Annotated in this window: 23 protein-coding genes; all 23 read left to right on the top strand. The window is 34.0% G+C overall.

Translation table 11 applies throughout. From position 1 onward, the window contains the following. The first annotated feature begins 79 nt into the window (after positions 1-79). The 23 genes from atpG to FNE73_RS09170 all read left to right on the top strand — a co-directional run bounded on the left by atpG (position 80) and on the right by FNE73_RS09170 (position 22,399). Positions 80-943 (top strand): ATP synthase F1 subunit gamma, encoded by an 864-nt coding sequence (gene atpG / locus FNE73_RS09280; RefSeq protein WP_130913582.1) that lies wholly within the window; start codon positions 80-82, stop codon positions 941-943. Between the two features lie 95 nt (positions 944-1,038). After that, positions 1,039-2,388 (top strand): hemolysin family protein, encoded by a 1,350-nt coding sequence (locus tag FNE73_RS09275; RefSeq protein WP_130913581.1) that lies wholly within the window; start codon positions 1,039-1,041, stop codon positions 2,386-2,388. 12 nt (positions 2,389-2,400) lie between these two features. Next, complete coding sequence (locus FNE73_RS09270) at positions 2,401-2,706, top strand: ATP-dependent Clp protease adaptor ClpS (RefSeq protein WP_143884344.1); 306 nt, start codon at positions 2,401-2,403, stop codon at positions 2,704-2,706. 133 nt (positions 2,707-2,839) lie between these two features. Beyond that, positions 2,840-3,454 (top strand): uridine kinase, encoded by a 615-nt coding sequence (gene udk, locus FNE73_RS09265; RefSeq protein WP_130913579.1) that lies wholly within the window; start codon positions 2,840-2,842, stop codon positions 3,452-3,454. Between the two features lie 3 nt (positions 3,455-3,457). Further along, positions 3,458-3,814, top strand: a complete 357-nt coding sequence (locus FNE73_RS09260; RefSeq protein WP_143884343.1) for an FtsB family cell division protein — start codon at positions 3,458-3,460, stop codon at positions 3,812-3,814. 140 nt (positions 3,815-3,954) lie between these two features. Then, the gene (locus tag FNE73_RS09255) at positions 3,955-5,118 is read left to right on the top strand and encodes a methylmalonyl-CoA mutase family protein (RefSeq protein ID WP_143884342.1); all 1,164 of its coding nucleotides are present in this window, start codon (positions 3,955-3,957) and stop codon (positions 5,116-5,118) included. Continuing rightward, entirely contained in the window at positions 5,118-5,558 is a 441-nt protein-coding gene (locus tag FNE73_RS09250) for a DinB family protein (protein WP_143884341.1), read from the top strand. The genes FNE73_RS09255 and FNE73_RS09250 overlap by 1 nt, the downstream gene beginning before the upstream one ends. Before the next feature lie 2 nt (positions 5,559-5,560). Continuing rightward, positions 5,561-6,709, top strand: coding sequence for a class I SAM-dependent methyltransferase (locus tag FNE73_RS09245; protein WP_143884340.1), 1,149 nt, complete (start codon positions 5,561-5,563; stop codon positions 6,707-6,709). 98 nt (positions 6,710-6,807) lie between these two features. Further along, complete coding sequence (locus FNE73_RS09240) at positions 6,808-7,092, top strand: hypothetical protein (RefSeq protein WP_143884339.1); 285 nt, start codon at positions 6,808-6,810, stop codon at positions 7,090-7,092. Positions 7,093-7,244: 152 nt separating this feature from the next. Further along, positions 7,245-8,624 carry a dipeptidase gene (locus tag FNE73_RS09235; protein ID WP_143884338.1) on the top strand — a complete coding sequence of 460 codons (1,380 nt, stop codon included), beginning with the start codon at positions 7,245-7,247 and terminating at the stop codon, positions 8,622-8,624. A 136-nt stretch (positions 8,625-8,760) separates the two neighbouring features. Further along, positions 8,761-10,203, top strand: coding sequence for a T9SS type A sorting domain-containing protein (locus FNE73_RS09230; RefSeq protein WP_143884337.1), 1,443 nt, complete (start codon positions 8,761-8,763; stop codon positions 10,201-10,203). Between the two features lie 78 nt (positions 10,204-10,281). Continuing rightward, on the top strand, positions 10,282-10,989 hold the full coding sequence (locus tag FNE73_RS09225; protein ID WP_143884336.1) for an SDR family oxidoreductase: 708 nt from the start codon (positions 10,282-10,284) through the stop codon (positions 10,987-10,989). A 229-nt stretch (positions 10,990-11,218) separates the two neighbouring features. Beyond that, positions 11,219-11,965: an electron transfer flavoprotein subunit beta/FixA family protein gene (locus FNE73_RS09220; protein WP_143884335.1), complete on the top strand. Its 747-nt coding sequence runs from the start codon at positions 11,219-11,221 to the stop codon at positions 11,963-11,965. A gap of 108 nt (positions 11,966-12,073) precedes the next feature. Further along, positions 12,074-13,021: an electron transfer flavoprotein subunit alpha/FixB family protein gene (locus FNE73_RS09215; RefSeq protein ID WP_143884334.1), complete on the top strand. Its 948-nt coding sequence runs from the start codon at positions 12,074-12,076 to the stop codon at positions 13,019-13,021. A 276-nt stretch (positions 13,022-13,297) separates the two neighbouring features. Further along, on the top strand, positions 13,298-13,897 hold the full coding sequence (locus FNE73_RS09210) for a bifunctional nuclease family protein (protein WP_143884333.1): 600 nt from the start codon (positions 13,298-13,300) through the stop codon (positions 13,895-13,897). A 19-nt stretch (positions 13,898-13,916) separates the two neighbouring features. Further along, the gene (locus FNE73_RS09205; protein WP_143884332.1) at positions 13,917-15,176 is read left to right on the top strand and encodes a nucleoside permease; all 1,260 of its coding nucleotides are present in this window, start codon (positions 13,917-13,919) and stop codon (positions 15,174-15,176) included. Between the two features lie 180 nt (positions 15,177-15,356). Beyond that, on the top strand, positions 15,357-16,331 hold the full coding sequence (locus FNE73_RS09200; RefSeq protein WP_143884331.1) for a zinc metalloprotease: 975 nt from the start codon (positions 15,357-15,359) through the stop codon (positions 16,329-16,331). Positions 16,332-16,438: 107 nt separating this feature from the next. Further along, a complete protein-coding gene (locus FNE73_RS09195; protein WP_143884330.1) occupies positions 16,439-16,993 on the top strand; it encodes an RNA polymerase sigma factor in 555 nt (184 codons plus the stop codon). Beyond that, the gene (locus tag FNE73_RS09190; RefSeq protein ID WP_143884329.1) at positions 16,959-17,633 is read left to right on the top strand and encodes a hypothetical protein; all 675 of its coding nucleotides are present in this window, start codon (positions 16,959-16,961) and stop codon (positions 17,631-17,633) included. The genes FNE73_RS09195 and FNE73_RS09190 overlap by 35 nt, the downstream gene beginning before the upstream one ends. A 96-nt stretch (positions 17,634-17,729) precedes the next feature. Beyond that, positions 17,730-18,812: a hypothetical protein gene (locus FNE73_RS09185; protein WP_143884328.1), complete on the top strand. Its 1,083-nt coding sequence runs from the start codon at positions 17,730-17,732 to the stop codon at positions 18,810-18,812. 148 nt (positions 18,813-18,960) lie between these two features. Further along, positions 18,961-19,359, top strand: a complete 399-nt coding sequence (locus FNE73_RS09180; RefSeq protein ID WP_143884327.1) for a hypothetical protein — start codon at positions 18,961-18,963, stop codon at positions 19,357-19,359. A gap of 15 nt (positions 19,360-19,374) precedes the next feature. Further along, positions 19,375-20,553 carry an acetyl-CoA C-acyltransferase gene (locus tag FNE73_RS09175; protein ID WP_143884326.1) on the top strand — a complete coding sequence of 393 codons (1,179 nt, stop codon included), beginning with the start codon at positions 19,375-19,377 and terminating at the stop codon, positions 20,551-20,553. A 304-nt stretch (positions 20,554-20,857) separates the two neighbouring features. Next, the gene (locus tag FNE73_RS09170; protein ID WP_143884622.1) at positions 20,858-22,399 is read left to right on the top strand and encodes an MFS transporter; all 1,542 of its coding nucleotides are present in this window, start codon (positions 20,858-20,860) and stop codon (positions 22,397-22,399) included. The last annotated feature ends 30 nt before the right edge of the window (positions 22,400-22,429 follow it).

Genomic DNA, 22,429 nt, shown 5'->3' with positions numbered 1-22,429 from the left:
TTGATGGTTTTTGGTTGGTAGTTGATAGAATTTTCTAAAACTAGCAACCAACAACCTACAACCAACAGCTAACCCAAATATGGCAAACTTAAAAGAAATACGAGGAAGAATCAGCTCAATTTCATCTACGATGCAAATTACCCGTGCTATGAAAATGGTTTCTGCTGCGAAACTTAAAAAAGCTCAGGATGCTATCGTAATGTTGAGACCTTATTCTGAAAAACTTCAGGAGATTATCCAGAATGTAAATTCTAGTTCAGATCCGGATCAGGTTTCTGTTTATGCTCAGAAAAGAGAAGTAAAAAGGGTGCTTTTTATTGCTGTAACTTCGAATAGAGGTTTGGCAGGTGCTTTCAATTCATCTGTTGTAAAAGAGCTAAATAATCAGTTTCAGAATAATTCTCAGTATGATGTTGAAGTTCTTACAATTGGTAAAAAAGTTTACGATGCGGTAAGAAAGAGCCGTTCTGTTTTTTCCAATGAAAGTTCTGTTTTTGATAATTTAAGTTTTGATAGAGTTTCTAACATTACAGAAGGGGTAATGTCTAGCTTTAGAGAAGGAAAGTTTGATGAAGTTTATTTAATTTATAATAAATTCATCAATGCTGCTACTCAGGAAGTAATTACAGAACAGCTTCTTCCAATTTCTATGGCTGAAACAGAAGAAAATCATGTTGAAACAGATTATATCTTTGAGCCAAACAGAAATGAAATTCTTGATAACCTCATTCCAAAATCTATTAAAACTCAGGTTTTCAAGGCAGTACTTGATTCAGTAGCATCTGAGCATGGGGCGAGAATGACAGCAATGCATAAAGCAACAGATAATGCACAGGCTCTGAAAAATGACCTGGTAATTTTCTATAATAAAGCAAGACAGGCAGCAATTACTAACGAAATTTTAGAAATTGTTTCAGGGGCAGAAGCACTGAAAAATTCTTAATAAAATTTTCACAAAATAATAAGCACCGATGTTTTCGGTGCTTTTTTTGCTATTATTATTTTGTATATCTTTGTAAATAAATTATAATTTTCTAAATGGATTCGGACATAGTCAGGCTTTTGCTAGCCTTGTTTCTTGTATTACTTAATGGCTTTTTTGTGGCCGCAGAATTCTCAATTGTTAAAGTTCGTTACTCACAGATTCAGCTGAAAGCAGCAGAAGGTAATTCTATGGCTAAGCAGGCTGAATTTATCATCAAACGTCTTGACGAATATCTGTCTGCAACCCAGCTCGGGATTACGCTAGCTTCTCTTGCATTGGGTTGGGTAGGTGAAAGTGCAATGCACCATATGATTGATAATTTGCTCCATTCAATGGATGTCAGTTTTTCCGAATCTACCGTTACAACAATATCGCTGGTTATCAGCTTCTTGATTATTACGGTTATGCATATTGTTTTTGGTGAATTGATTCCCAAATCTATTGCAATCAGAAAGGCAGAAGCTACAACTATGGCAACAGCTGTTCCTCTAAGAGTTTTTTATACGATTTTTAAACCATTTATATGGTTGATGAATCTCATGTCAAACGGAGTTTTAAGGCTGATGAAAATTCACCCGGCTTCAGAACAGGAAATTCACTCTACGGAAGAATTGCAGCTTTTGGTAAAACAAAGTGCCGATTCCGGTGAAATAGAAGAGGAAAACTATGAAATTATCAAAAATGCTTTTGATTTTACAGATCATTCAGCTAAACAAATCATGGTTCCACGGCAGAATATTACTTCAATCAACTTCTCAGATGATCTTAATGATATCATTAATAAAATCATGGAGAGCGGTTACTCCCGAATTCCGGTATACGAAAATTCAATTGATAATGTAATTGGAGTTTTTTATACCAAAGAAATTATCAGAGAATTTGTTAAAAGAAAAGGGAATCTTAGCCATGATGATTTAAGAGAATTAATGCGTGAATCTTTCTTTGTGGTAGGAAGCAAGAAAATTTCAGATTTGCTCAAAATTTTCCAGCAGAAAAAACAGCATTTAGCCATCGTAATTGATGAGTTTGGAGGAACTGAAGGAATTATCACACTGGAAGATATTTTAGAAGAACTGGTGGGTGAAATTCAGGACGAAGAAGATGATGAAGAAAAACTGGTAGATAAAATTGGTGAAAATCTTTTTTGGGTAAAAGCTACACAGCCTTTAGATGAGATCAACGAGTCTTTACCTAGAAAACTCCCGATTGCGGAAGAGTATAATACTTTGGCAGGATTTATTTTACATAAGCTGGAAGAAATTCCTGAAGAAAACCAGGAGTTTGATCTGGAAGGTTACCATTTTAAAATACTTAAGATGAATAATAAAAGTGTTGAAATGGTTGAGCTTGAATATATTGAGCCGAATGTCTTAGATGAATTAATTGACAAAATAGAAGTTTAATAAAAATTAAAAATGCTTTTTAATAATTCAGTAAAAAATTATGAAAGTCCAAAACGGCAGTATGAAGAAGAAGTGTTGGTTTTGGATGAGACAGATGAAGTATACAAATTAGTGCTTCATAATGATGATATTCACACATTTGACGAAGTTATTGAGGCTCTTATTCAGATTTGCAAACATGAGCCGATGCAGGCTGAGCAGTGTACAATGCTGGTTCATTACAAAGGCAAATGTACAGTAAAAACTGGCTCTATAGATTTACTGAAGCCAATGCATGATAAACTCATTTCCCGAAGTTTAACAAGCGAAATAGTATAAGACCGGCAAAATTGCCGGTTTTTTTGATATTTACTTTAAATTAAATCTTTACTGTTTAAAAAACATACCTTAATTCCCATTTTTAGCTTTTAAATAAAATACTATATTTGTAAATTAAAAACAGACTAGAAAAATGCTTGTAATAGGAATTGCCGGTGGAACGGGATCCGGCAAAACTACCGTTGTTGATAAAATTATACAACAGCTTGATATTGAAGGAATGAACATCCTTTCCCAGGATAATTATTATCATGATAATCATAATCTGACTTTGGCAGAAAGAGAAGCTCTTAATTATGATCATCCTAAATCAATAGATTTTGACTTGCTGATCAAGCATGTAAAAGCCTTAAAGAACAATCAGCCTATTGAGCAGCCTATCTACAGTTTTGTAACTCATTCAAGAACAGGAGATCATGTAACTGTAGAACCTAAAAATGTCTTGGTAGTTGAAGGAATCTTAGTTTTAACCAACAAAGAACTTCTTAAAGAATTTGATCTGAAGGTATTTGTACATGCAGATTCAGATGAAAGATTAATCCGAAGAATAAGAAGAGATACACAGGAAAGAGGAAGAGATCTGAACGAGGTTCTGCATCGTTATCAGACGACCTTAAAGCCTATGCATCAGGAGTTTATTGAGCCTTCAAAAAATGAAGCGGATTTGATTATTCCTAATATGAGACAAAATTCTGTAGCCATTGATTTTTTGACTACTGTTATTAAAAATTCACTCAGAAAACACTAAAAAATGCCAGAAAAAGAGCTTATTAAAGACATAAAGCCAAAATCTGATACTTTAAAGTTTATCCAGAATTATATTCTGAATAAGTATGTTATTACCATTGTTCTGTTTTTGGTTTGGATGATTTTCTTTGATAAAACTTCTTTTCTGGTAATTCATGAACTGAATGGCGAAATCAACAAATACGAAGAGCAGCTAGAATATTACAAATCAGAATATGAAAAGAATGATAAATTCTATAAAAAACTGATGAATAATAAGTATGAAAAAGAAAAATATGCCAGAGAAAATTACTTTATGAAAAAGCCGAATGAAGAGATTTTCATTCTCGTGGCAGATAGTGCAAACGTTGCTAAAAAATAATATTAAGGTAAATTAATTGTCAATTAGCTTCGCTGTGAAATTTTAATTTAAATGTAAATATAGTTGTCAAATTTTCGTCGATTCAAGATTCACTTGTGAAACAAAATTTACGATTGACAATTCACAAATATCCATATTCCATGTCTAATACTGAAACCTTCTTAAACTGGGAAAATCTTGTTAAGAAACAACTTAAAACAGAAGATATCTACACTATTCTGAAAAAAGAAAATCTTGAAGGAATTGAAGTTAAGCCTTTTTATCATTCGGTTGAAAAGCAGCTTCCCAATCTCCCGAAGATAGAAGAAAGTACACATTTAGTTGCTCTCTATCAGGAAAATCTGGAAGATGATGTTTTTGCTTTTTTGCTGAACGAAAATGTTGAAAGTTTGGTTGGGAAAACCATTTTTATCAATAACAAAGATTTAGTGGAACATATCAGTCCACAAGATGAAGATCAGTATTTTTCACTTATCGACGTTTTTGATGAAACAAATGCTGAAATCAACGATCAGCTGGTTAAAGAGCTTCTGGCAAAAGATTTTAAAAGAAACCTCTGTGTTGATATATCTCTTCATCAGAATGCAGGTGCAGCCATTTTTCAGCAGTTAGGAATTGCTTTAGCCAAAACAAAAGAGCTAGTTGAAGTATACGGAGCCGAAATTTTAAGCAAAATAATATTCAGATTGGCTGTAGGAGGAAATTATTTCTTTGAAATGGCAAAAATCCGTGCCCTTAAGCTGGTTTTTAATCAGTTTTCAAAAGAATATGATTTAGATGATATTCCGTACATTTTTGCAGAAACTTCTTTGAGAAATAAAGCGGTTTCAGATAATGAAAATAATCTTATTCGGTCAACTTTAGAGCTTGCCTCTGCGATGATCGGTGGTGCAGATGCAGTGTACAGCAACAATTATCTTATCAATCAGTCAACAGAAAATTCGCAGGAAATTTCTTTTAAACAGCAGATTGTTTTGGCTTATGAAAGTATCATCAATGTCTTTGAAGATGCTTCCAATGGCAGCTACTATATTGAAGACCTTACTCAGCAGATTGCTGAAAAATCGTGGAAATATTTTGTTGAAATTGAAGAAAAAGGAGGTTATCTTGCTCTCTTGAAACAAGGTTATATTCAAAAAGAAATTTATACTCATGCCATTGAAGAGCAGAAATGGGTAGAAGAAGGAAAAATCAAGCTGATTGGTGTTAATTTATACCCTAAACTGGATGTTAAAAAATCGGTTGATGATTTATACAATGAGAAAGAAATAAAAACAGTTCGTTGGGCAGAAATGTATGAGTAATGAAAGAAAAGATGATTGATTTATTTGATTATACTTATCATTTTAACAAAGAAATGATACGTGTGATTTCAGAAAATATTTCTAAGGTAGATGAAAAAACCATCGGTTTAATCAACCATACTCTCAATGCACAACAAATTTGGAATTCAAGAATATTGGGAGAGGAATTATTTGAAGTTTGGCAAATAAATTCTTTTGAAAATCTTAGTGAGATTAATCTGCAAAATTATCTGAAAAGTGTTGATATTATCCGAAATTCTGATCTGGATGAAACAATCGAATACCAAAATTCAAAAGGAATAAAATTTCAGAACATCATTTTTGAAATACTTTTTCAGGCAATTAATCACTCAACATATCATAGAGGGCAAATAAACTTTTTGCTTAAACAAAGCGGTATTGAACCAATACTGACAGATTATATTTTTTATAAAAGATAATTTTGAAAAAAGAAATATTAAGTTCTGAAATTCAAAAATTTATCAATACAAATCTGAAAACAGATTTGCATTCTTTGTTATTAAAAAAGTCTCCATTTCCCGAAGTTTCCATGCAGGAAATCGTGCAACAAATCAAAGGAAAACTGGTGGCACAGAAGAAGTTTCCGTTTTTACTCAAAGAAGGGATTATTTTTCCGCCTCAGCTTAATATTGAGCAGTCTTCCTCTGAAATTACCGCAAAATATAAATCTGATAATCTTAAAGGAGACCGTTTTATTGATCTCACAAGCGGATTTGGAATTGATGCCTACTATTTATCGAAAAATTTTAAAGAAATAACTCTTATAGAGCAAAATGCTGAACTTTTGGCAATTGTACAGAATAATTGGGGAATTCTAGAGAGAAAAGCGAAGTTTATCAATAAAAAACTTGAGGATTTTTTAGAAGAAAATAATGAAAATTTTGATGTGATATATCTTGATCCTGCAAGAAGAGATCAAAATAAAAATAAAGTTTTTCTGCTTGAGGATTTATCCCCCAATATTTTAAAAATTCAGGATAAACTTCTTTCAATATCACGAAAAGTCGTAATAAAACTATCTCCGCTTGTTGATTTGAAATATCTTGTTTCTGTATTAAAAAATGTTTCCCAAATTGATATTATCGCCGTCAAAAATGATGTGAAAGAAGTTGTGATTACCCAGACTAAAGATTTTTCAGGTAAAATAATCTGTTATTGTGTAAATCTGGAGTCACAAGAAGCGTCTTTCAGCTTTTATTTTGACGAGGAAAAAAATGCAGCAGCAGAATACGGCGAACCTCAGAAATTTATTTATATACCTAATAATGCTGTGCTGAAAGCGGGAACTTTCAATTTGATTTCAAATAAATTTGAACTAAGGAAATTGCATCCAAACACTCACATTTATACATCGGATGCTAAAACTGAAAATTTTCCGGGACGAATGTTGGAAATGGAAACCATTGATTCGAAACAAATTACAAAAAAAGAACAGTATAATATTATTTCTAAAAATTATCCTTTAAAACCTGAAGAAATAAAGAAAAAATATCAGCTGAAAGACGGTGGTAATAGCTATCTTATTTTTACACAGTCAAAAAAAGGCAAAATAATATTAAAATCAGTATAAAAATGTTGCCGAAAAATGCAATATTTCTTACTTTTGGGCAATTAAAAATTAAGGAATCTTATAATTCCTGCTGATCTTAAAAAAATAAATATCTGCATATGAAAAAATTAGTTCTATGTTTAGCTCTTGCAACAGTAGCGGTAAGCTGCAAAAAAATTCAGGCTGGAGGAAATAAAAGTATCATTAAGCTTGAAGAAGGTGTAGAAAGATATTCTGATGCCGAGCAAACAAGTGGTCATGAAGAAGATCTTGCGGTAGAACACAAAGATGCAGGTCATGGTAATCATGAAACTGCAGCTCCTAAAAGAGATAGTGCTTCTACAGAGAAATCTTCTGATAAACACAACAAAGGTCTGCAAAAACCTTCGGTTGAACAGCATTAATATAAAACTATATTACATAAAATAATCCTGCACATTAGTGTGGGATTTGCTTTTATTATCAGGTTTATAACGAATTTATTCCAATAAATAACTGTCTTTTTTGTTTGTGATGACGGTACAATTTTTTAATTTTAACAAAATTTAAAATTATAATGCAAGAAACATTAAAGTATATCAGCGAGAACAAAAACCGTTTCGTTGATGAATTGTTTGAATTACTCAGAATACCTTCTATTTCAGCCGATCCGGCTTACAAAAATGATGTTTTGAAATGTGCAGAAGTTTGCGCAGAACATCTAAAGAATGCAGGAGCAGACAATGTTGAAATCTGCGAAACCAAAGGTTATCCTATTGTTTTTGGTGAAAAGCTGATTGATGAAAAACTCCCTACTGTTTTGGTTTACGGTCATTACGATGTACAGCCTGCAGATCCTTTAGAATTATGGAAAAAACCGCCTTTCGAACCCTATATTGAAAAAACCGATCTTCATCCTGAAGGAGCTATTTTTGCAAGAGGTTCAGCAGATGATAAAGGTCAGTTTTTTATGCAGGTAAAAGCTTTTGAAGCAATGATGAAAACCGATTCTCTTCCGTGTAATGTGAAATTTATACTGGAAGGTGAAGAAGAGGTAGGATCAGTAAGTTTAGGAAGTTGGGTAGAAGAAAATAAAGAAAAACTATCTTGCGACTGTATTTTGATTTCAGACACCCATATCTACAGCAACGAACAGCCTACGGTGACCACGGGCTTGAGAGGTTTAAGCTACGTGGAAGTTGAAGTTGAAGGTCCCAACAGAGATTTACACTCCGGATTATATGGCGGAGCAGTACCCAACCCGATTCACGTCCTTTCAAGAATGATTGCCAAAATGATTGATGATGACGGGCATATTCTTATTGATGGCTTTTATGATAATGTGGAAGCTGTTTCTAATGCAGAAAGAGCAGAAATGAATAAGCTGAAAGACAATCCTGAAGAATTTAAAAAATCAATCGGTTTAAATGGTGTAGAAGGAGAGAAGGGATATACAACTTTAGAAAGAACTTCAATTCGACCTACTTTAGACTGTAACGGGATTTGGGGCGGATATACAGGAGAAGGAGCAAAAACAGTGATTCCATCCAAAGCTTTTGCTAAAATTTCCATGCGTTTGGTTCCTTACCAGACTCCTGAAGAAATTACCGAAAAGTTTACTAAATATTTTGAAAAAATAGCTCCTGAAAATGTAAAAGTAAAAGTAACACCGCATCATGGCGGAATGCCGTATGTTTTACCGACAGATACAAAAGAATTTTTAGCGGCTAAAAATGCGATGCAGACTGCTTTTGGAAAAGAAGTTTTGCCATATAGAGGCGGAGGAAGCATTCCTATTACTGCTATGTTTGAGCAGGTTTTGGGAGCAAAGTCAGTATTGATGGGATTCGGTCTTGATTCTGATGCCATTCATTCACCAAACGAACATTACGGCTTATTTAATTTCTATAAAGGCATTGAAAGTATCCCTTTATTTTTTGAGAATTATTCTAAGTAATTTGCTTATAATATTACAATAAAATAATCCTTAGAAATTTTTCTTGAGGATTATTTTAATTTTAACAAAAAATATTATCATTGATACGTGATGTTTTTTTATATTTACGCTATTAAAATTTAAATTTAAAATAATTATGAAAAAAGTTTTATCAACTTTGGGAATTGCAATTTTGTCGCAATTTTCATTTGCTCAAGCAAATTGCGCTGGTGCTTTAGCTGTAACTTCTGGTAGTACAACTACTGTTTCAAGTTATACTGGAAGTTTTGTAGGGACTTGTGCTGGTAGCGGACAAGCTACAACTCCTTTTGCAATGTGGTACAAATTTACTGCTACTGCAAATGGGGAACTTACGGTTTCTTCTGATTTACCACAAAATAATGGTCTTCTTAAAAGTGATGACACTAGACTTTCTATTATAACGGGGGCATGTACAGCATTGTCTTGTTACGGAGGAAATGATGACGTTTCTGGTACTAATTATTTATCATCAGTGACAGTTCCGGTAACTGCTGGAACTACGTACTATATTGTTTGGGATAACAATTGGAGTAACTTAGGTTTTGATTTTACAGTAAACTTCAACACTGTTTCCTGTATTAGACCAAGTGATTTTTCTTTTACTGCACCTACTAATATCACTACTAATTCAGCTTCTATCGGATGGAGTAATGCAATCGGAACACCTGCTTCATATGACGTGCAGCATGGTGCAAGTGGATTTGCTTTGGGAACTGGTACAATACTGAATACAGGAACAAATTCAGCATCACTAACAAATCTCCCTGTTGGAGGTAATCATAGCTATTATGTAAGAAGTAACTGCGGAGCAACTCAAAGTGCTTGGGTGGGACCTTTTTCAATCTTCTTAGCAAAAACTGCACCATACTCAAATAGTTTTGAGCAACCTAGTTTATCTAATGGTTTTAGTAGTTCTACGTGGTCTCTCGGTAATGCTGCGTCTGGAGCTCAAGATGGTTCAATTTATTATTTTTCAAATTCTAGTACCACTGCTGCAACAAATGCTCAGTTATACTCTCGAGCTCTTAGCTTCACAGCTGGACAATCAGTATCTGCAAGTTTCTGGACTCGTTTAGGTGCAACAGGAACAGCACAAAATTTAAAAGTGTATTACAATACAACAAATTCTATAACAGGAGCAACGCAAGTTGGAACAACAATTAATGTTTCTGGAACAACTTATACTCAACAAAATGTAACATTCAATATTCCTACTACTGGTATATACTATATTATTTTTAGTAATGAAACTCCTATTGTTCCTACTTCAACATCTTTGAGATTAGATAATGTTAATGTTACCGCTTCAACATTGGGAACTAATGATTTAGTAATTAGTAACGGTTTCTCAATCTCTCCAAATCCTACCCCAGACATCCTAAACATCAAAACAGACTCAAAGATCAATGCAGTATCGGTAGTTGATATGACAGGAAGAAAAGTTGATGTTAAATTAAATGGTACTCAGGTAGATGTAAGAAGTCTTCCGGCTGGAACATATTTAATTAATATTGAAACTAAAGATGGTATTTCTACAGAGAAATTCATCAAAAAATAATAACTGATAAATGTTATCTTATAAAAACGCTCCAATTGGAGCGTTTTTGCTATTTTAGAAGTATTAAATTTATTAATTATGATAGAAAATAAAGTTGCATATATAACAGGAGGAACTAAAGGCATAGGTTTAGGAATCTCAGAAATTTTGTTACAAAACGGAATCAAAGTAGCTTTTTCAGGAAGAAATAAAAAAGATGTTGAGAAGATCGAAGCTAAACTAAAGGAAAATTACGGTGATGTTTTAGGATTGGTATCGGATGTAAGAAATTTGGATGATGAAGTTAATGCTGTTTCAGAAATAATCAAAAAGTTTGGCAGGCTTGATTTTGTTATTGCCAATGCAGGGCTTGGTGTTTTCAAACCAGTTGATGAACTTACTTCCGAAGAATGGAATTCTATGATTGATACCAATCTTACAGGAGTATTTCATACACTGAAAGCCTCAGTTGCTGAACTGAAAAAAACAGAAGGTTATTATATAACGATTTCAAGTCTTGCCGGAGCCAATTTTTTTGAAAACGGCACAGGTTATAATGCTTCAAAATTTGGTGTAGTTGGTTTTACCCAGGCAGCAATGATTGATCTGAGAAAATACAATATCAAATCAACTGTGATCATGCCTGGTTCAGTTGCCACTCATTTCAACGGAAATATTCCTTCAGAAAAAGATGCATGGAAGATCCAGCCACAAGATATGGGGAATCTGGTTTTGGATATTTTGAAAATGAATCCGGGAGTTTTGCCAAGCAAAATTGAGTTTAGAGCTGCAAAACCAAAGTCTTAATAACTTATAATGCACTGAATAATAATTAAATAACTGTTATGCATGCATAATATTTTTTTTAATTATATTTACAGAATTGAACTAAATAAAAAAAAATACTTCATCAATCATGAGATTAAGAAGTAAATGAAGAAAATAACCAATATAAGATCGCATCAATTGGTAAAATAAAAAGACCATTAGTAGAATGTGTTTCTATATAATTTAAAAAAACAATAAATATCTACATATGAAAATATTAGTTTGTATCAGTAGTGTTCCCGATACTACTTCAAAAATTAATTTCACAGCAGATAAATCTGCGTTCGACAAAAACGGTATTCAGTGGGTAATCAACCCTCTAGACGAATTTGCCTTGACAAAAGCCATCAAATTGCAGGAATCTCAGGGCGCAACTGTTACAGTTGTAAATGTAGGAGACGCCGCTACAGAGCCTGTGGTAAGAAAGGCTTTGGCAATTGGAGCTAACGATGCGATAAGAGTAAATTTAGATCCTAAAGACAGTTTTTCTACAGCAAAAGAAATTGCTTCAGTTGCTCAGAACGGAGGATATGACTTAATTCTTTGTGGTAAAGAATCTATTGATTACAATGGTGGTTCTGTTCCGGGAATGATAGCTCAGTTGTTAAATCAGCCTTTCGTAAACGCTTCAGTAGGTTTGGACGTAAACGGTAGTGAAGCTACTGCAGTAAGAGAAATTGAAGGTGGTAAAGAGACAATTTCTGTGAAATTGCCGGCTGTAATTGCTGGTCAGAAAGGTTTGGTAGACGAAAAAGATTTGATTATTCCAAACATGAGAGGAATTATGTCTGCAAGAACAAAACCTTTGCAGGTGGTAGAGCCTACTTCTTCCGAAGTAAAAGTTCAGGGAGTTTCTTATGATTCAGTTCCGCCAAGAGCTGCGGTTAAAATGGTTTCTCCTGATAATTTAGATGAATTGGTAAGACTTCTTCATGAAGAAGCTAAAGTTATTTAAGAACCAAGTAAAAGTAAAAAGATTCAGGAACTGAAATTGGCAGAATAAATTTGAACTTCAAATTTCAAATCTTGAACATCAAACCTTAAACTTTAAACAATAATTAAAATGGCAGTATTCGTATACGCAGAAAATATAAACGGAGTTTACAAAAAAGCGGCTTTTGAAGCAGTTTCGTATGCTAAAGCAGTAGCTGATCAGGCAGGAGACACCGTTACCGCAATCTCTGTAAACCCAACAGATTCTTCAGATTTATTGTATAAATATGGAGCGACTAATGTGATCAATATTAAAGACGAAGGTCTTAAAAATTTCTCGGCAAAAGCTTATGCACAGGCAGTAAGTGAAGTGACAGAAGGAAATATTATCATTTTCCCTCATACAACAGATGCTTCTTCTGTAGCACCAATGTTGGCGGTGATGAAGAATTATTCTTTAATCACCAACGTATTGGAAGCCCCGGAAAGCATTTCACCATTTCAGGTAAAGAGAAGAGCTTTTTCAGGAAAAGGTTTCATGCATGCAAAAGCAGAAGGAACGGGAGTTATCATTACAGTTTCTCAGAACGCCTTTGGTGTGAAAGAAAATGCAGTTGCAGGTTCAGAAGAAGTAAAAGAATTGGCTGTTGCCAATGAAGATACTAAAGTGATTTCCCATGAGCAAAGTTCAGGAAAATTAGATCTCAAAGAAGCAGAAGTAGTTGTTTCTGCAGGAAGAGGGCTTAAAGGTCCGGAAAACTGGGGAATGGTAGAAGATTTGGCAAGTGTTTTAGGTGCAGCAACAGCTTGCTCCAAACCAGTTTCAGACATCGGGTGGAGAGGTCATAACGAACACGTTGGACAGACAGGAAAGGCAATTGCTCCTAACTTATATATTGCCATCGGTATTTCTGGTGCTATTCAGCATTTGGCTGGTGTAAACTCATCCAAAACTATTGTAGTGATCAACAGTGATGCAGAAGCACCGTTCTTCAAATCAGCCGATTATGGTGTTGTAGGAGACGCTTTTCAGATTGTTCCTGCATTGACAGAAAAAATAAAGGCGATAAAAGGCTAGAAAACTTTTTATCAATAATTAAGCTTCCGGGATAATTATTATTCCGGAAGTTTTTTTAAGAGTTATTTTTATTTTATTAAAACAGTTTTTTTATTATGGCAGCTTTTTCCGTCTTCCGCTCCCGCTTTTTTGCCGCTCCCTTCGGTCGCGACAAAAAGAGCTCCGCTCAAGCCGGGCTGCGTGACCATTACATCAAAGTAAGCCGGGAAATTAAAAGACCTATAAAATTTTAAAAATAAAAAGTATAGATAAAAAAATACATTTATCTTTGTAGTCATGGATTATAAACAGCTCATCATACGCGGAATATCGTACAGCCAGACTCAATCTGGAGCTTATGCATTGCTCTTGGAACACGAAGAAACACACATAAAACTGCCCGTTGTCATCGGCAACTTCGAGGCACAATCCATTTCTTTAGGTCTCGAAAAAGACATTCATCCACCGCGTCCTCTTACCCACGATTTATTTTCAAAATTTATAGTTTCGGCAAATTACAAGTTGGTTTCCGTTATTATTTATCAGATTGTAGACGGAGTTTTCTTCTCCAATATCAATTTCAGAAATTCCCAAACACAGGAAGAGCTTATTTTAGATGCAAGAACTTCAGATGCAGTTGCAATGGCAGTGCGTTTTGATGCGCCAATTTTCACTACGCAGCAGGTTCTGAACGAAGCGGGAATTCTTCTTGAGCTGGAAGAAGTTGCCAAAGAAGATGAATCATTCTCTGAAACAGTATCATCCGAAGAAGGTTTACAGTCCGTCTCAATGGAAGAACTGCAGAAATTGCTGGAAGAAGCAGTAAAGGAAGAAGATTTTGATACAGCCCTTGAAATTCAGGAAGAAATAAAAAGGAGAAAAAAGAAAATAGATTAAAAAGAGATATTTTTATAAGATGAATTTAAAATTACGATTAACCATTCTTAGCTTTCTGCAGTTTTTTGTTTGGGGAGCATGGCTTATCACATTTGCCAATTACTGGTTCGAAACCAAGAAATGGGGCGTTGAAGAATTTGGAATTGTTTTTACAACATTGGGGATTGCATCCATTGTGATGCCTGCAATTACAGGAATCATTGCTGACCGTTGGATGAATGCCGAAAAATTATATGGAATTTTGCATTTGGGATATGCCATTGCCTTAGTTTGTTTACCACAGGTAGAGAATCCGGACACATTTTTTTGGGTCATGCTTATTGCTATGGCATTTTATATGCCAACAATTTCTCTATCCAATTCTGTTGCTTATTATATATTAAAGAACAATAACTTTGATGTGGTAAAAGTTTTTCCCCCGATAAGAGTCTGGGGAACACTAGGTTTTATTGCTGCCATGTGGATTACCAATCTTACCGATAATAAAGCTTCTGCAAATCAATTTTATATTGCAGCAGTTTTTGCTGTAATTTTGGCTTTTTATGCATTCACTTTACCTGCCTGCAAACCACAAAGTCTTATTCCCAAAGGTGCATCAGTTTCAGAAAAATTAGGATTAAATGCTTTCAGGCTTTTTGCGAATTACAAAATGGCATTGTTTTTTACTTTTTCAATGTTTTTGGGAGCTGCATTACAACTGACCAATATGTACGGAGACGTTTTCTTGTCAGATTTTGGCAAAAATCCGGCTTACGCAGAGAGTTTTGTAGTAAAACGTTCTACTTTGATTATGTCTATATCACAGTTTTCAGAAACTGCATTTATTTTGGCAATTCCTTTTTTCCTAAAAAGATTCGGAATCAAAAATGTGATGTTGATTTCTATGTTTGCGTGGGTTTTACGTTTTGCATTCTTTGCTTATGGTGATCCTTACGGATTTGGATTAGGTTTAATTATCTTATCGTGTATAGTTTACGGAATGGCATTCGATTTTTTTAATGTTTCCGGTTCTCTTTTTGTGGAAACTTCTACAGATTACAAAATTCGTTCTTCCGCGCAAGGTCTTTTTATGATGATGACCAATGGTTTTGGTGCAATTGCAGGAAGTTTTGGAAGCGGTTGGATTATCTCTAAATACTTTACCTTAGAGAACGGTGATAAAATGTGGCACCAAATCTGGCTTCTTTTTGCAGGTTACGCATTGGTAATAACGATACTATTCGGATTGTTTTTCAAACACAAACATGATCCTACACAATTAAAAGAAATTACACATTAATTTTTGTTAATATAAAATCAGAAAAAATGCATTCTTCGTAGAATGCATTTTTTTATTTACACAAATTCTAAATTTAATTCACACTTGTTTTTGATTAATTTTTAATTATTACATTTGTAAAAGAATTGCAATTTATTTAACAAATATATTTTTATTTAACCTAATTTATAAGATATTATTATGAAAAAGAAAGTTTTTATGCTATGTATAGCAAGTGTGTTTTTGATTGGATGTGAATCTGATGAAAAGATTGAATCTGAATCTGCGGGAGTAGAAACGGCGAGTGTTTCAGCTAAAAGAAAGTGTGCTTCAGATGATGTTTTGAAAGATCAGATGGCAACAGACCCCGGATTATCTAAAAGAATTTCTGATATAGAAAACTTTACCCAGCAGAAAATCCAGCAAAATTTTCAGTCAAGATTGGTAAATGGTGTCATCGAAATACCGGTTTTGGTAAATGTTTTGTACAGAACAGCGGCCGAAAACATTTCACAGGCACAAATTCAATCGCAGATTGATGTTCTCAATAAAGATTTTAATGCTACAAATACGGATTTTAATGATGTTCCAACTTTGTTTGCAGGAGTAAAAGCTAACGTAGGTATCCGTTTTGTTTTAGATCAGGTAGTAAGAAAGTCTACTAAGAAAACATCATGGGGAACCAGAGATGCAATGAAAAAAACAAGTCAGGGAGGATTAAATCCTTTGTCTCCAACAACAAAACTTAATTTGTGGGTTTGTACTATTGGTAATGGTATATTGGGATATGCTCAGTTTCCAGGTGGTTCTTCTGCTACAGATGGAGTTGTGATAGATTCAAAATATTTCGGAACTACAGGGACGGCAACTTATCCCTACAATTTAGGAAGGACAGGTACGCATGAAGTGGGACACTGGATGAATCTTCGTCATATTTGGGGAGATGCTACTTGCGGCAATGATTTCTGTGGTGATACTCCTTCTCATAATACCGCTAATTATGGTGCTCCGGCTTATCCGCATTATAGTTCTTGCTCAGGAAATCCTGTAGAAATGACGATGAATTATATGGATTATGTGGACGACCGCGCTATGTTTATGTTTTCTACTGATCAGAAAAGCAGAATGTTGGCAATATTTCAGCCGGGAGGTCCGAGATATTCTTTTGCCCAGTAAATATTTACATTAAACATAATTTGCACTTTAGAAATAAGGTGCAAATTTTTTTTATTTTTAGGCAACTATTTCAAAAATGTTTCGTCTTATAATCAGAAACTAGATTCATGAAGGGACTGGAAGAGAATTTTAAGCTGGCAAAAAAACAGGATCGTAAAGCTCAAAAAGAACTTTATGAGATGTTTTCGGCTAAAATGCTTTTGGTAGCTAATTCTTATACCAATAATATTCATGATGCGGAAGATATCCTGCTTAATGCATTTTTAAAGTGTTTTTCCAAAATTAGTGAATGCAGAGAATGGAAAAGTTTTCCGTTTTGGCTGAGGAAAATTGTTGTGAATGATTCCATTACTTTCGTCAGGAAAAATAAGAATGTTATGTATGTAGATGTTGAAATTGCAGACGACTTTCCGGAAGATGAAGATGAAAATGTGTCCACTGAAATCAATATCGAAGAAATTTTCTCACATATGCCCGCAGGTTATCGGTTGATATTCAATCTTTATGTTTTCGAAGAAAAAAAACATCAGGAAATTGCAGAAATACTTAATATTTCTGAAGGAACGAGCAAAAGCCAGTTCAGTAAAGCAAAAAAATGGATTTCAGATTATTTAAAAGAAAAACGAAATGAAAAAAAATATACTGACACAATTAAAATCTGAATACGAAGAGCTTGAAATAAAGCCTTCTGCAAGCTTGTGGGATAAAATTGAATCCGGACTTGAGGAAAAGGATTTGTCACATTCAAAACAGTCTTTTCATTGGTTGAAATACGCAGCAGCTGTTATTATAATGATTTCAACAGGTTGTTGGGTTTATTTTTTTAATGATCATTCATTACCTCAAACTAAAATTTCCATTGCTGAAGAAACATCGCAGAATTCTGTGCAAAATAATAATTGGATTCCTCCTAAAATAATTCAGAAAAAAGATATTGATGACAATATTAAGCCTGAAATTGCTCAAAAAAATATTAAAATAGCATCGGATCTAAAAAAAGCAGAATATGAAAAATATCCCGATCTTATTATTGCTGCTGAACCCGACAAGATTTCTGAAATCAAAATTATTGATGATGAGAAAATTCAAATGACTCCGAAAATTACTGTTAAAGAGAATAAAAAGATCGTTTACATCACTTCAGATGATTTGCTTTTAGGAAATGAGCTTGATAAAACCAGAGAAGAGAATTACAGCGATCAAAGAAAATTTGGGGTAATTGATAAGAGCAAGATAAAAGGTCCCAATTCTCTTAAGATATTAGGTTTTACGATTTATAGCGATTCTTTAAATCACAAGTAAATTATTATCACATCATTATTTACTGTTCATTTAACCTGAACGGAAGAATTATATTTTTCAAAATCAACCACGTAAAAACAATAAAAATCTCTACATATGAAAACGAAAATTACTTTAATTGCGGCATTATTCGCCTTTAGTTACAGTTTTTCTCAGGAAAAGCCTTTTACAGACTCAGAAATGATTAAATATTCTAAAAAAATTGATAGTATCATTGTTTCGGAAAAAGGCAAAATGAATGCTGAACTGGATTCGCTTGAAAAAACTTTTAAGGAGAAAAAACTTTCTGCGGAAGAGAAACAACAACAAAAAACTGAAATAGCTCAGAAGTATGAACAAATTATTAATGAAAAAGTAGATTTGCAAAAATCTCATTTGGAAGATGCAACCAAAGAATTGGTGAAGAATTCTGTAATGGGAAAAGCGAATGGATTAAATGAGGTAATTTTTGCAGAGAACAATGCTCTTTTTAGTTTTAGAGATCCTAAAAAAAGCAAAAAAGAATTGTTGAGCGGCACAGATGTTAATTTTTCTCTGGGCTTTACAAATCTTACAAAATCTGCAGCTTCATTGGATCTGTTTACTAAATCTTCAGATGTAATTTTCGGAAAATCAGTGTCTTTATCTTTTGAGGTGCGGTATACAGGTCAGCTGGGCAAACTTACTTCTCCTGTTTTTTACAGGATTGGTCTGGGTGCAAGAAGTGATTCTTACAGGCTCGCTGATTCTAAAGTGATCGTGCAGAACGAACGCCAGATTTTCCTGGAAGATTTTTCAGCAGGTAATTTAAGAATTTCAAGAGTAGCAAACAATTACATTGTTGTTCCTGTAGATTTTGTTTTTGTTCTTAATCCTAAATATACAACAGAGAACGAAGAAAAAATGCTTGATAACTCAAAAGGGAATCTAAGGCTTACGGCAGGGATATACGGTGGTGTGAGATACCTTAGCCAAAGCCAGATTCTATACAATAATTTCAATGATCATAGAGTTAATTATCGTGAGAATATTACCGGATCTGTTAATGATTTTCTTTTTGGAGGCAAATTGTCTGTTGGTTATGGCGCATTCAACTTATTTATAAAGAAAGATTTTACACCTGCTTTTAATAATAATGCGGGCTTCACAAACAAATATGGCATTCAGATAGGCTTAGAATTACTTTATATAAATTTTTAATTTTATAACATAATCATCTTAATGTTAAATATTTATTAAATTATAATAGAATAAATTGTATATTCTGATAATTCATATTTAATTAATTGATTTTAAAACATACTGGTAATAAGTATGTTTTTTTTTGTATTTTGGCATTTCAGTACTTATGAAAAATATTCAGCTTATAGGATTGGTTTTAGTTGTCATGGGAAGTTTTCTTCCGTTGGTTCATGTTCCTATTATCGGGAACTGGAATTACTGGCAAGTAGATCATTATCTTGCTATCATCTGCTGGATTTTAAGTGCATTAGCCTTATTTGGAATGATGAATGGCTATCAGAAACTGGTCAGGATAAGTGCTGTTTTGCTGATAATTCTTTTTGCATTCACCATTTTTGCAACCAAATATCAGGCATTCAGTTATTTCAGTTTTCTTCCATTCAAATCCTGGACAGAAACCCTTGCTTCAACCGTAAAGCTGAAATGGGGTTGGATTGTTGAGTTTGCAGGAGCTTTTATATTGATGTTTGGATCCAAAAGAGTTAAAGTAATTTTAAATAAATAAAATAATATCATACACATGAAAGAAGTATTCATTGTTTCCGCAGTAAGAACTCCAATGGGAAGTTTTATGGGAAGTTTATCTACTGTACCTGCAACCAAATTGGGAGCTACAGCGGTAAAGGGAGCATTAGACAAAATAAATTTAGATCCTAAAAACGTTCAGGAAATCTATATGGGAAATGTTTTGCAGGCAGGTGAAGGGCAGGCTCCGGCTCGTCAGGTAGCTTTAGGAGCAGGACTTTCAAGCGAAACACCTTCTACTACAATCAATAAAGTTTGTGCTTCCGGTATGAAGGCAGTAATGATGGCAGCGCAGGCAATAAAAGCAGGTGATGCAGAAGTAATTGTTGCAGGTGGAATGGAAAATATGTCGATGGTTCCTCATTACTATAATGCAAGAAATGCTACTAAATTAGGTGATGTAAAAATGCAGGACGGGATGGTTTTAGACGGTCTTACAGACGTTTATAACAAGGTTCACATGGGAGTTTGCGCAGAGAAGTGCGCAACAGATTACAGTTTCTCAAGAGAAGATCAGGATAATTTTGCAATAGAGTCTTATAAAAGATCTGCAAAAGCATGGAGCGAAGGTAAATTTGCAGAAGAAGTTGTTCCTGTTAGTATTCCTCAAAGAAAAGGAGAACCTGTAATATTTGCTGAAGATGAAGAATATAAATCTGTGAATTTTGACAGGCTGCCTACACTTCCTACGGTTTTCAAAAAAGAAGAAGGAACAGTTACTGCAGCAAATGCATCTACGTTGAATGACGGTGCATCTGCATTGATTTTGGTTTCTAAAGAAAAAATGGACGAACTAGGACTGAAACCTTTGGCTAAGATTATTTCTTATGCTGATGCAGCTCAGGAACCTGAAAACTTTACAACAGCTCCGGCAAAAGCATTGCCAATTGCTCTTAAAAAAGCAGGTCTGGAAATTTCAGATATTGATTTTTTTGAGTTTAACGAAGCTTTCTCTGTAGTTGGTTTGGCAAACAATAAGATTTTGGGATTAGATGCTGCTAAAGTAAACGTAAATGGCGGAGCGGTAGCTTTAGGTCATCCGCTGGGAAGCTCTGGTTCAAGAATTATAGTTACCTTGATCAATATTTTGAAGCAAAATAACGGTAAATATGGAGCTGCAGCAATTTGCAACGGCGGCGGTGGTGCTTCTGCAATTGTTATCGAAAATTTATAATTATTGTTTTTCAATAAATCTTTGTAGTCCGGGAACTTTTAGTTTCCGGATTTTTTTATTTTAAATAACCTTTATTTAAATATTATGCTTTAAATTTAGAAAAAAGGCTTCGAGTAAATAGAAATAATTTTTCAGGTCTTGCGAAATAAAGTGATTTGTATCTGATCTTTAAAATAAATAATAATATATCATCTTTGCGTTGTGTGTTCTATTTTAATAAATCAATAAAATTTCATCATAAAAAAATAAAAACCTCCGAATGTTCAGCGGTTTTTCTATTTTTGTGAAACTAATTGTTTTGAAAATGTCTCAAACTGAAATTCAACCGACTCAGAATATCAAGAATAATCCGAAAATAATGAAAGCCTGGGCGGTCTATGACTGGGCAAATTCAGTGTATTCTCTGGTTATTACTTCAACTATATTCCCAATTTATTATTCAATCATTACCACAGCTTACGAAAAAAAAGAGTTTGTGCAGGAAACCGGAAGGTGGATTGATGTTCCCGTAAGACATATGATTACTATTTTGGGGAAAGAATATCAACCGGATGCGGTTTACGGATATTCTTTAACGATTTCGTTCCTTATTGTGGTTTTACTGTCTCCATTTTTATCGTCATTAGCCGACACCATTGGGAACAAAAAGTCTTTCTTACAGTTTTTCTGCTATCTCGGAGCCACTTCATGTATGGGATTGGCGATGTTTACAGGAATGCATAATGTCTTTCTAGGATTATTGTTCAGTATTACTGCGAGTGTTGGTTTTTGGGGAAGTCTGGTATTTTACAATTCGTTTCTTCCGGATATTGCCACAAGAGACAAGCAGGATGCACTTTCTGCAAAAGGCTATGTATACGGATATATTGGTTCGGTAGTTTTGGTTGTTCTTTGTCTGGTTTTAATTATGGTTTTGGCTAAAGGAGAAGAGCAGAAGCTTATATTTACAAGAATTACGTTTCTTTTGACGGGAGCATGGTGGTTCGGATTTTCACAGTATACTTTCAAACACTTGCCTCAGTTTGGTGATGTTAAAGAAAAGCTGCCTAAAGATTTAGTACTCTTAAATTATAAAAACATCTTCAAAAGACATGAAGAGCAGGGCGGTTTTTTTGAGGTTTTAAAAGACAATATCAGCTTCTATAAAGATATAGCAAAAGAAAGCTTCAAAGAACTTTTTAAAGTAGGAAAAGGACTTTTTAAAGACAGAAATCTTAAGTTTTTCTTATCAAGTTTTTTCTTTTACAGTGTAGGAATGCAGACTATTTTCCTTATGGCAACGCTATTTGGTAAAAGTGAAATCAACCTGGCTCAGGATAAGCTGATCGGAACTTTATTAATCATTCAGATCGAAGCGATTATTGGCGCAGTTATTTTTTCCAGACTTTCAAGAAAAATCGGGAACAAAAACGTGATTTCTATTGCCGTAATCTTATGGATTGTTGCCTGTATCTGGGCATTTTTCCTCAATAAAGAGAATCCTACCGTAGAATATCAGTTTTACGGTGTTGCTGCGGTTGTCGGCTTGGTAATGGGCGGGTTACAGGCTATGTCCAGATCTACATATTCCAAGCTGCTGCCTGAAAATTCAATGGAAAATACTACATTTTTCAGTTTTTACGATGTTCTTGAGAAAATGGCAATTATTGTAGGAACATTTGTGTTTGCTTTATTCATAGACAAATACGATACGCTTATCAGAATTTTTGCTAAAATTGATGTTGCTTTACCTTCTGCATCAGGAATGCGATTTGCTGCCTTTTCGATGGCTATATTTTTCTTTGTGGGACTTATCTTAATTCGTTTTTTGGATGTGCCTAAAGTAAAGGATAGGGATACTTTATAGTTGGCTTAAAATTTGTTAAATATTCAGCAG

Origin of the sequence: Chryseobacterium binzhouense, assembly GCF_007474545.1 — a bacterium.
Taxonomy (GTDB): domain Bacteria; phylum Bacteroidota; class Bacteroidia; order Flavobacteriales; family Weeksellaceae; genus Chryseobacterium; species Chryseobacterium binzhouense.
Note: the sequence above shows the minus strand (reverse complement) of the source record. Positions and strands in the feature narration are given on the sequence as shown.

Excerpts from the sequence above, each read along its gene's own strand:
- FNE73_RS09180 (WP_143884327.1), top strand. The coding sequence starts at position 18,961 with ATGAAAAATATTCAGCTTATAGGATTGGTTTTAGTTGTCATGGGAAGT.
- FNE73_RS09185 (WP_143884328.1), top strand. The coding sequence starts at position 17,730 with ATGAAAACGAAAATTACTTTAATTGCGGCATTATTCGCCTTTAGTTAC.
- FNE73_RS09170 (WP_143884622.1), top strand. The coding sequence starts at position 20,858 with ATGTCTCAAACTGAAATTCAACCGACTCAGAATATCAAGAATAATCCG.
- FNE73_RS09210 (WP_143884333.1), top strand. The coding sequence starts at position 13,298 with ATGGATTATAAACAGCTCATCATACGCGGAATATCGTACAGCCAGACT.
- FNE73_RS09240 (WP_143884339.1), top strand. The coding sequence starts at position 6,808 with ATGAAAAAATTAGTTCTATGTTTAGCTCTTGCAACAGTAGCGGTAAGC.
- udk (WP_130913579.1), top strand. The coding sequence starts at position 2,840 with ATGCTTGTAATAGGAATTGCCGGTGGAACGGGATCCGGCAAAACTACC.
- FNE73_RS09230 (WP_143884337.1), top strand. The coding sequence starts at position 8,761 with ATGAAAAAAGTTTTATCAACTTTGGGAATTGCAATTTTGTCGCAATTT.
- FNE73_RS09195 (WP_143884330.1), top strand. The coding sequence starts at position 16,439 with ATGAAGGGACTGGAAGAGAATTTTAAGCTGGCAAAAAAACAGGATCGT.
- FNE73_RS09175 (WP_143884326.1), top strand. The coding sequence starts at position 19,375 with ATGAAAGAAGTATTCATTGTTTCCGCAGTAAGAACTCCAATGGGAAGT.
- FNE73_RS09260 (WP_143884343.1), top strand. The coding sequence starts at position 3,458 with ATGCCAGAAAAAGAGCTTATTAAAGACATAAAGCCAAAATCTGATACT.
- FNE73_RS09270 (WP_143884344.1), top strand. The coding sequence starts at position 2,401 with ATGCTTTTTAATAATTCAGTAAAAAATTATGAAAGTCCAAAACGGCAG.
- FNE73_RS09235 (WP_143884338.1), top strand. The coding sequence starts at position 7,245 with ATGCAAGAAACATTAAAGTATATCAGCGAGAACAAAAACCGTTTCGTT.
- FNE73_RS09250 (WP_143884341.1), top strand. The coding sequence starts at position 5,118 with ATGAAAGAAAAGATGATTGATTTATTTGATTATACTTATCATTTTAAC.
- FNE73_RS09200 (WP_143884331.1), top strand. The coding sequence starts at position 15,357 with ATGAAAAAGAAAGTTTTTATGCTATGTATAGCAAGTGTGTTTTTGATT.
- FNE73_RS09275 (WP_130913581.1), top strand. The coding sequence starts at position 1,039 with ATGGATTCGGACATAGTCAGGCTTTTGCTAGCCTTGTTTCTTGTATTA.
- atpG (WP_130913582.1), top strand. The coding sequence starts at position 80 with ATGGCAAACTTAAAAGAAATACGAGGAAGAATCAGCTCAATTTCATCT.
- FNE73_RS09220 (WP_143884335.1), top strand. The coding sequence starts at position 11,219 with ATGAAAATATTAGTTTGTATCAGTAGTGTTCCCGATACTACTTCAAAA.
- FNE73_RS09190 (WP_143884329.1), top strand. The coding sequence starts at position 16,959 with ATGAAAAAAAATATACTGACACAATTAAAATCTGAATACGAAGAGCTT.
- FNE73_RS09255 (WP_143884342.1), top strand. The coding sequence starts at position 3,955 with ATGTCTAATACTGAAACCTTCTTAAACTGGGAAAATCTTGTTAAGAAA.
- FNE73_RS09225 (WP_143884336.1), top strand. The coding sequence starts at position 10,282 with ATGATAGAAAATAAAGTTGCATATATAACAGGAGGAACTAAAGGCATA.
- FNE73_RS09215 (WP_143884334.1), top strand. The coding sequence starts at position 12,074 with ATGGCAGTATTCGTATACGCAGAAAATATAAACGGAGTTTACAAAAAA.
- FNE73_RS09205 (WP_143884332.1), top strand. The coding sequence starts at position 13,917 with ATGAATTTAAAATTACGATTAACCATTCTTAGCTTTCTGCAGTTTTTT.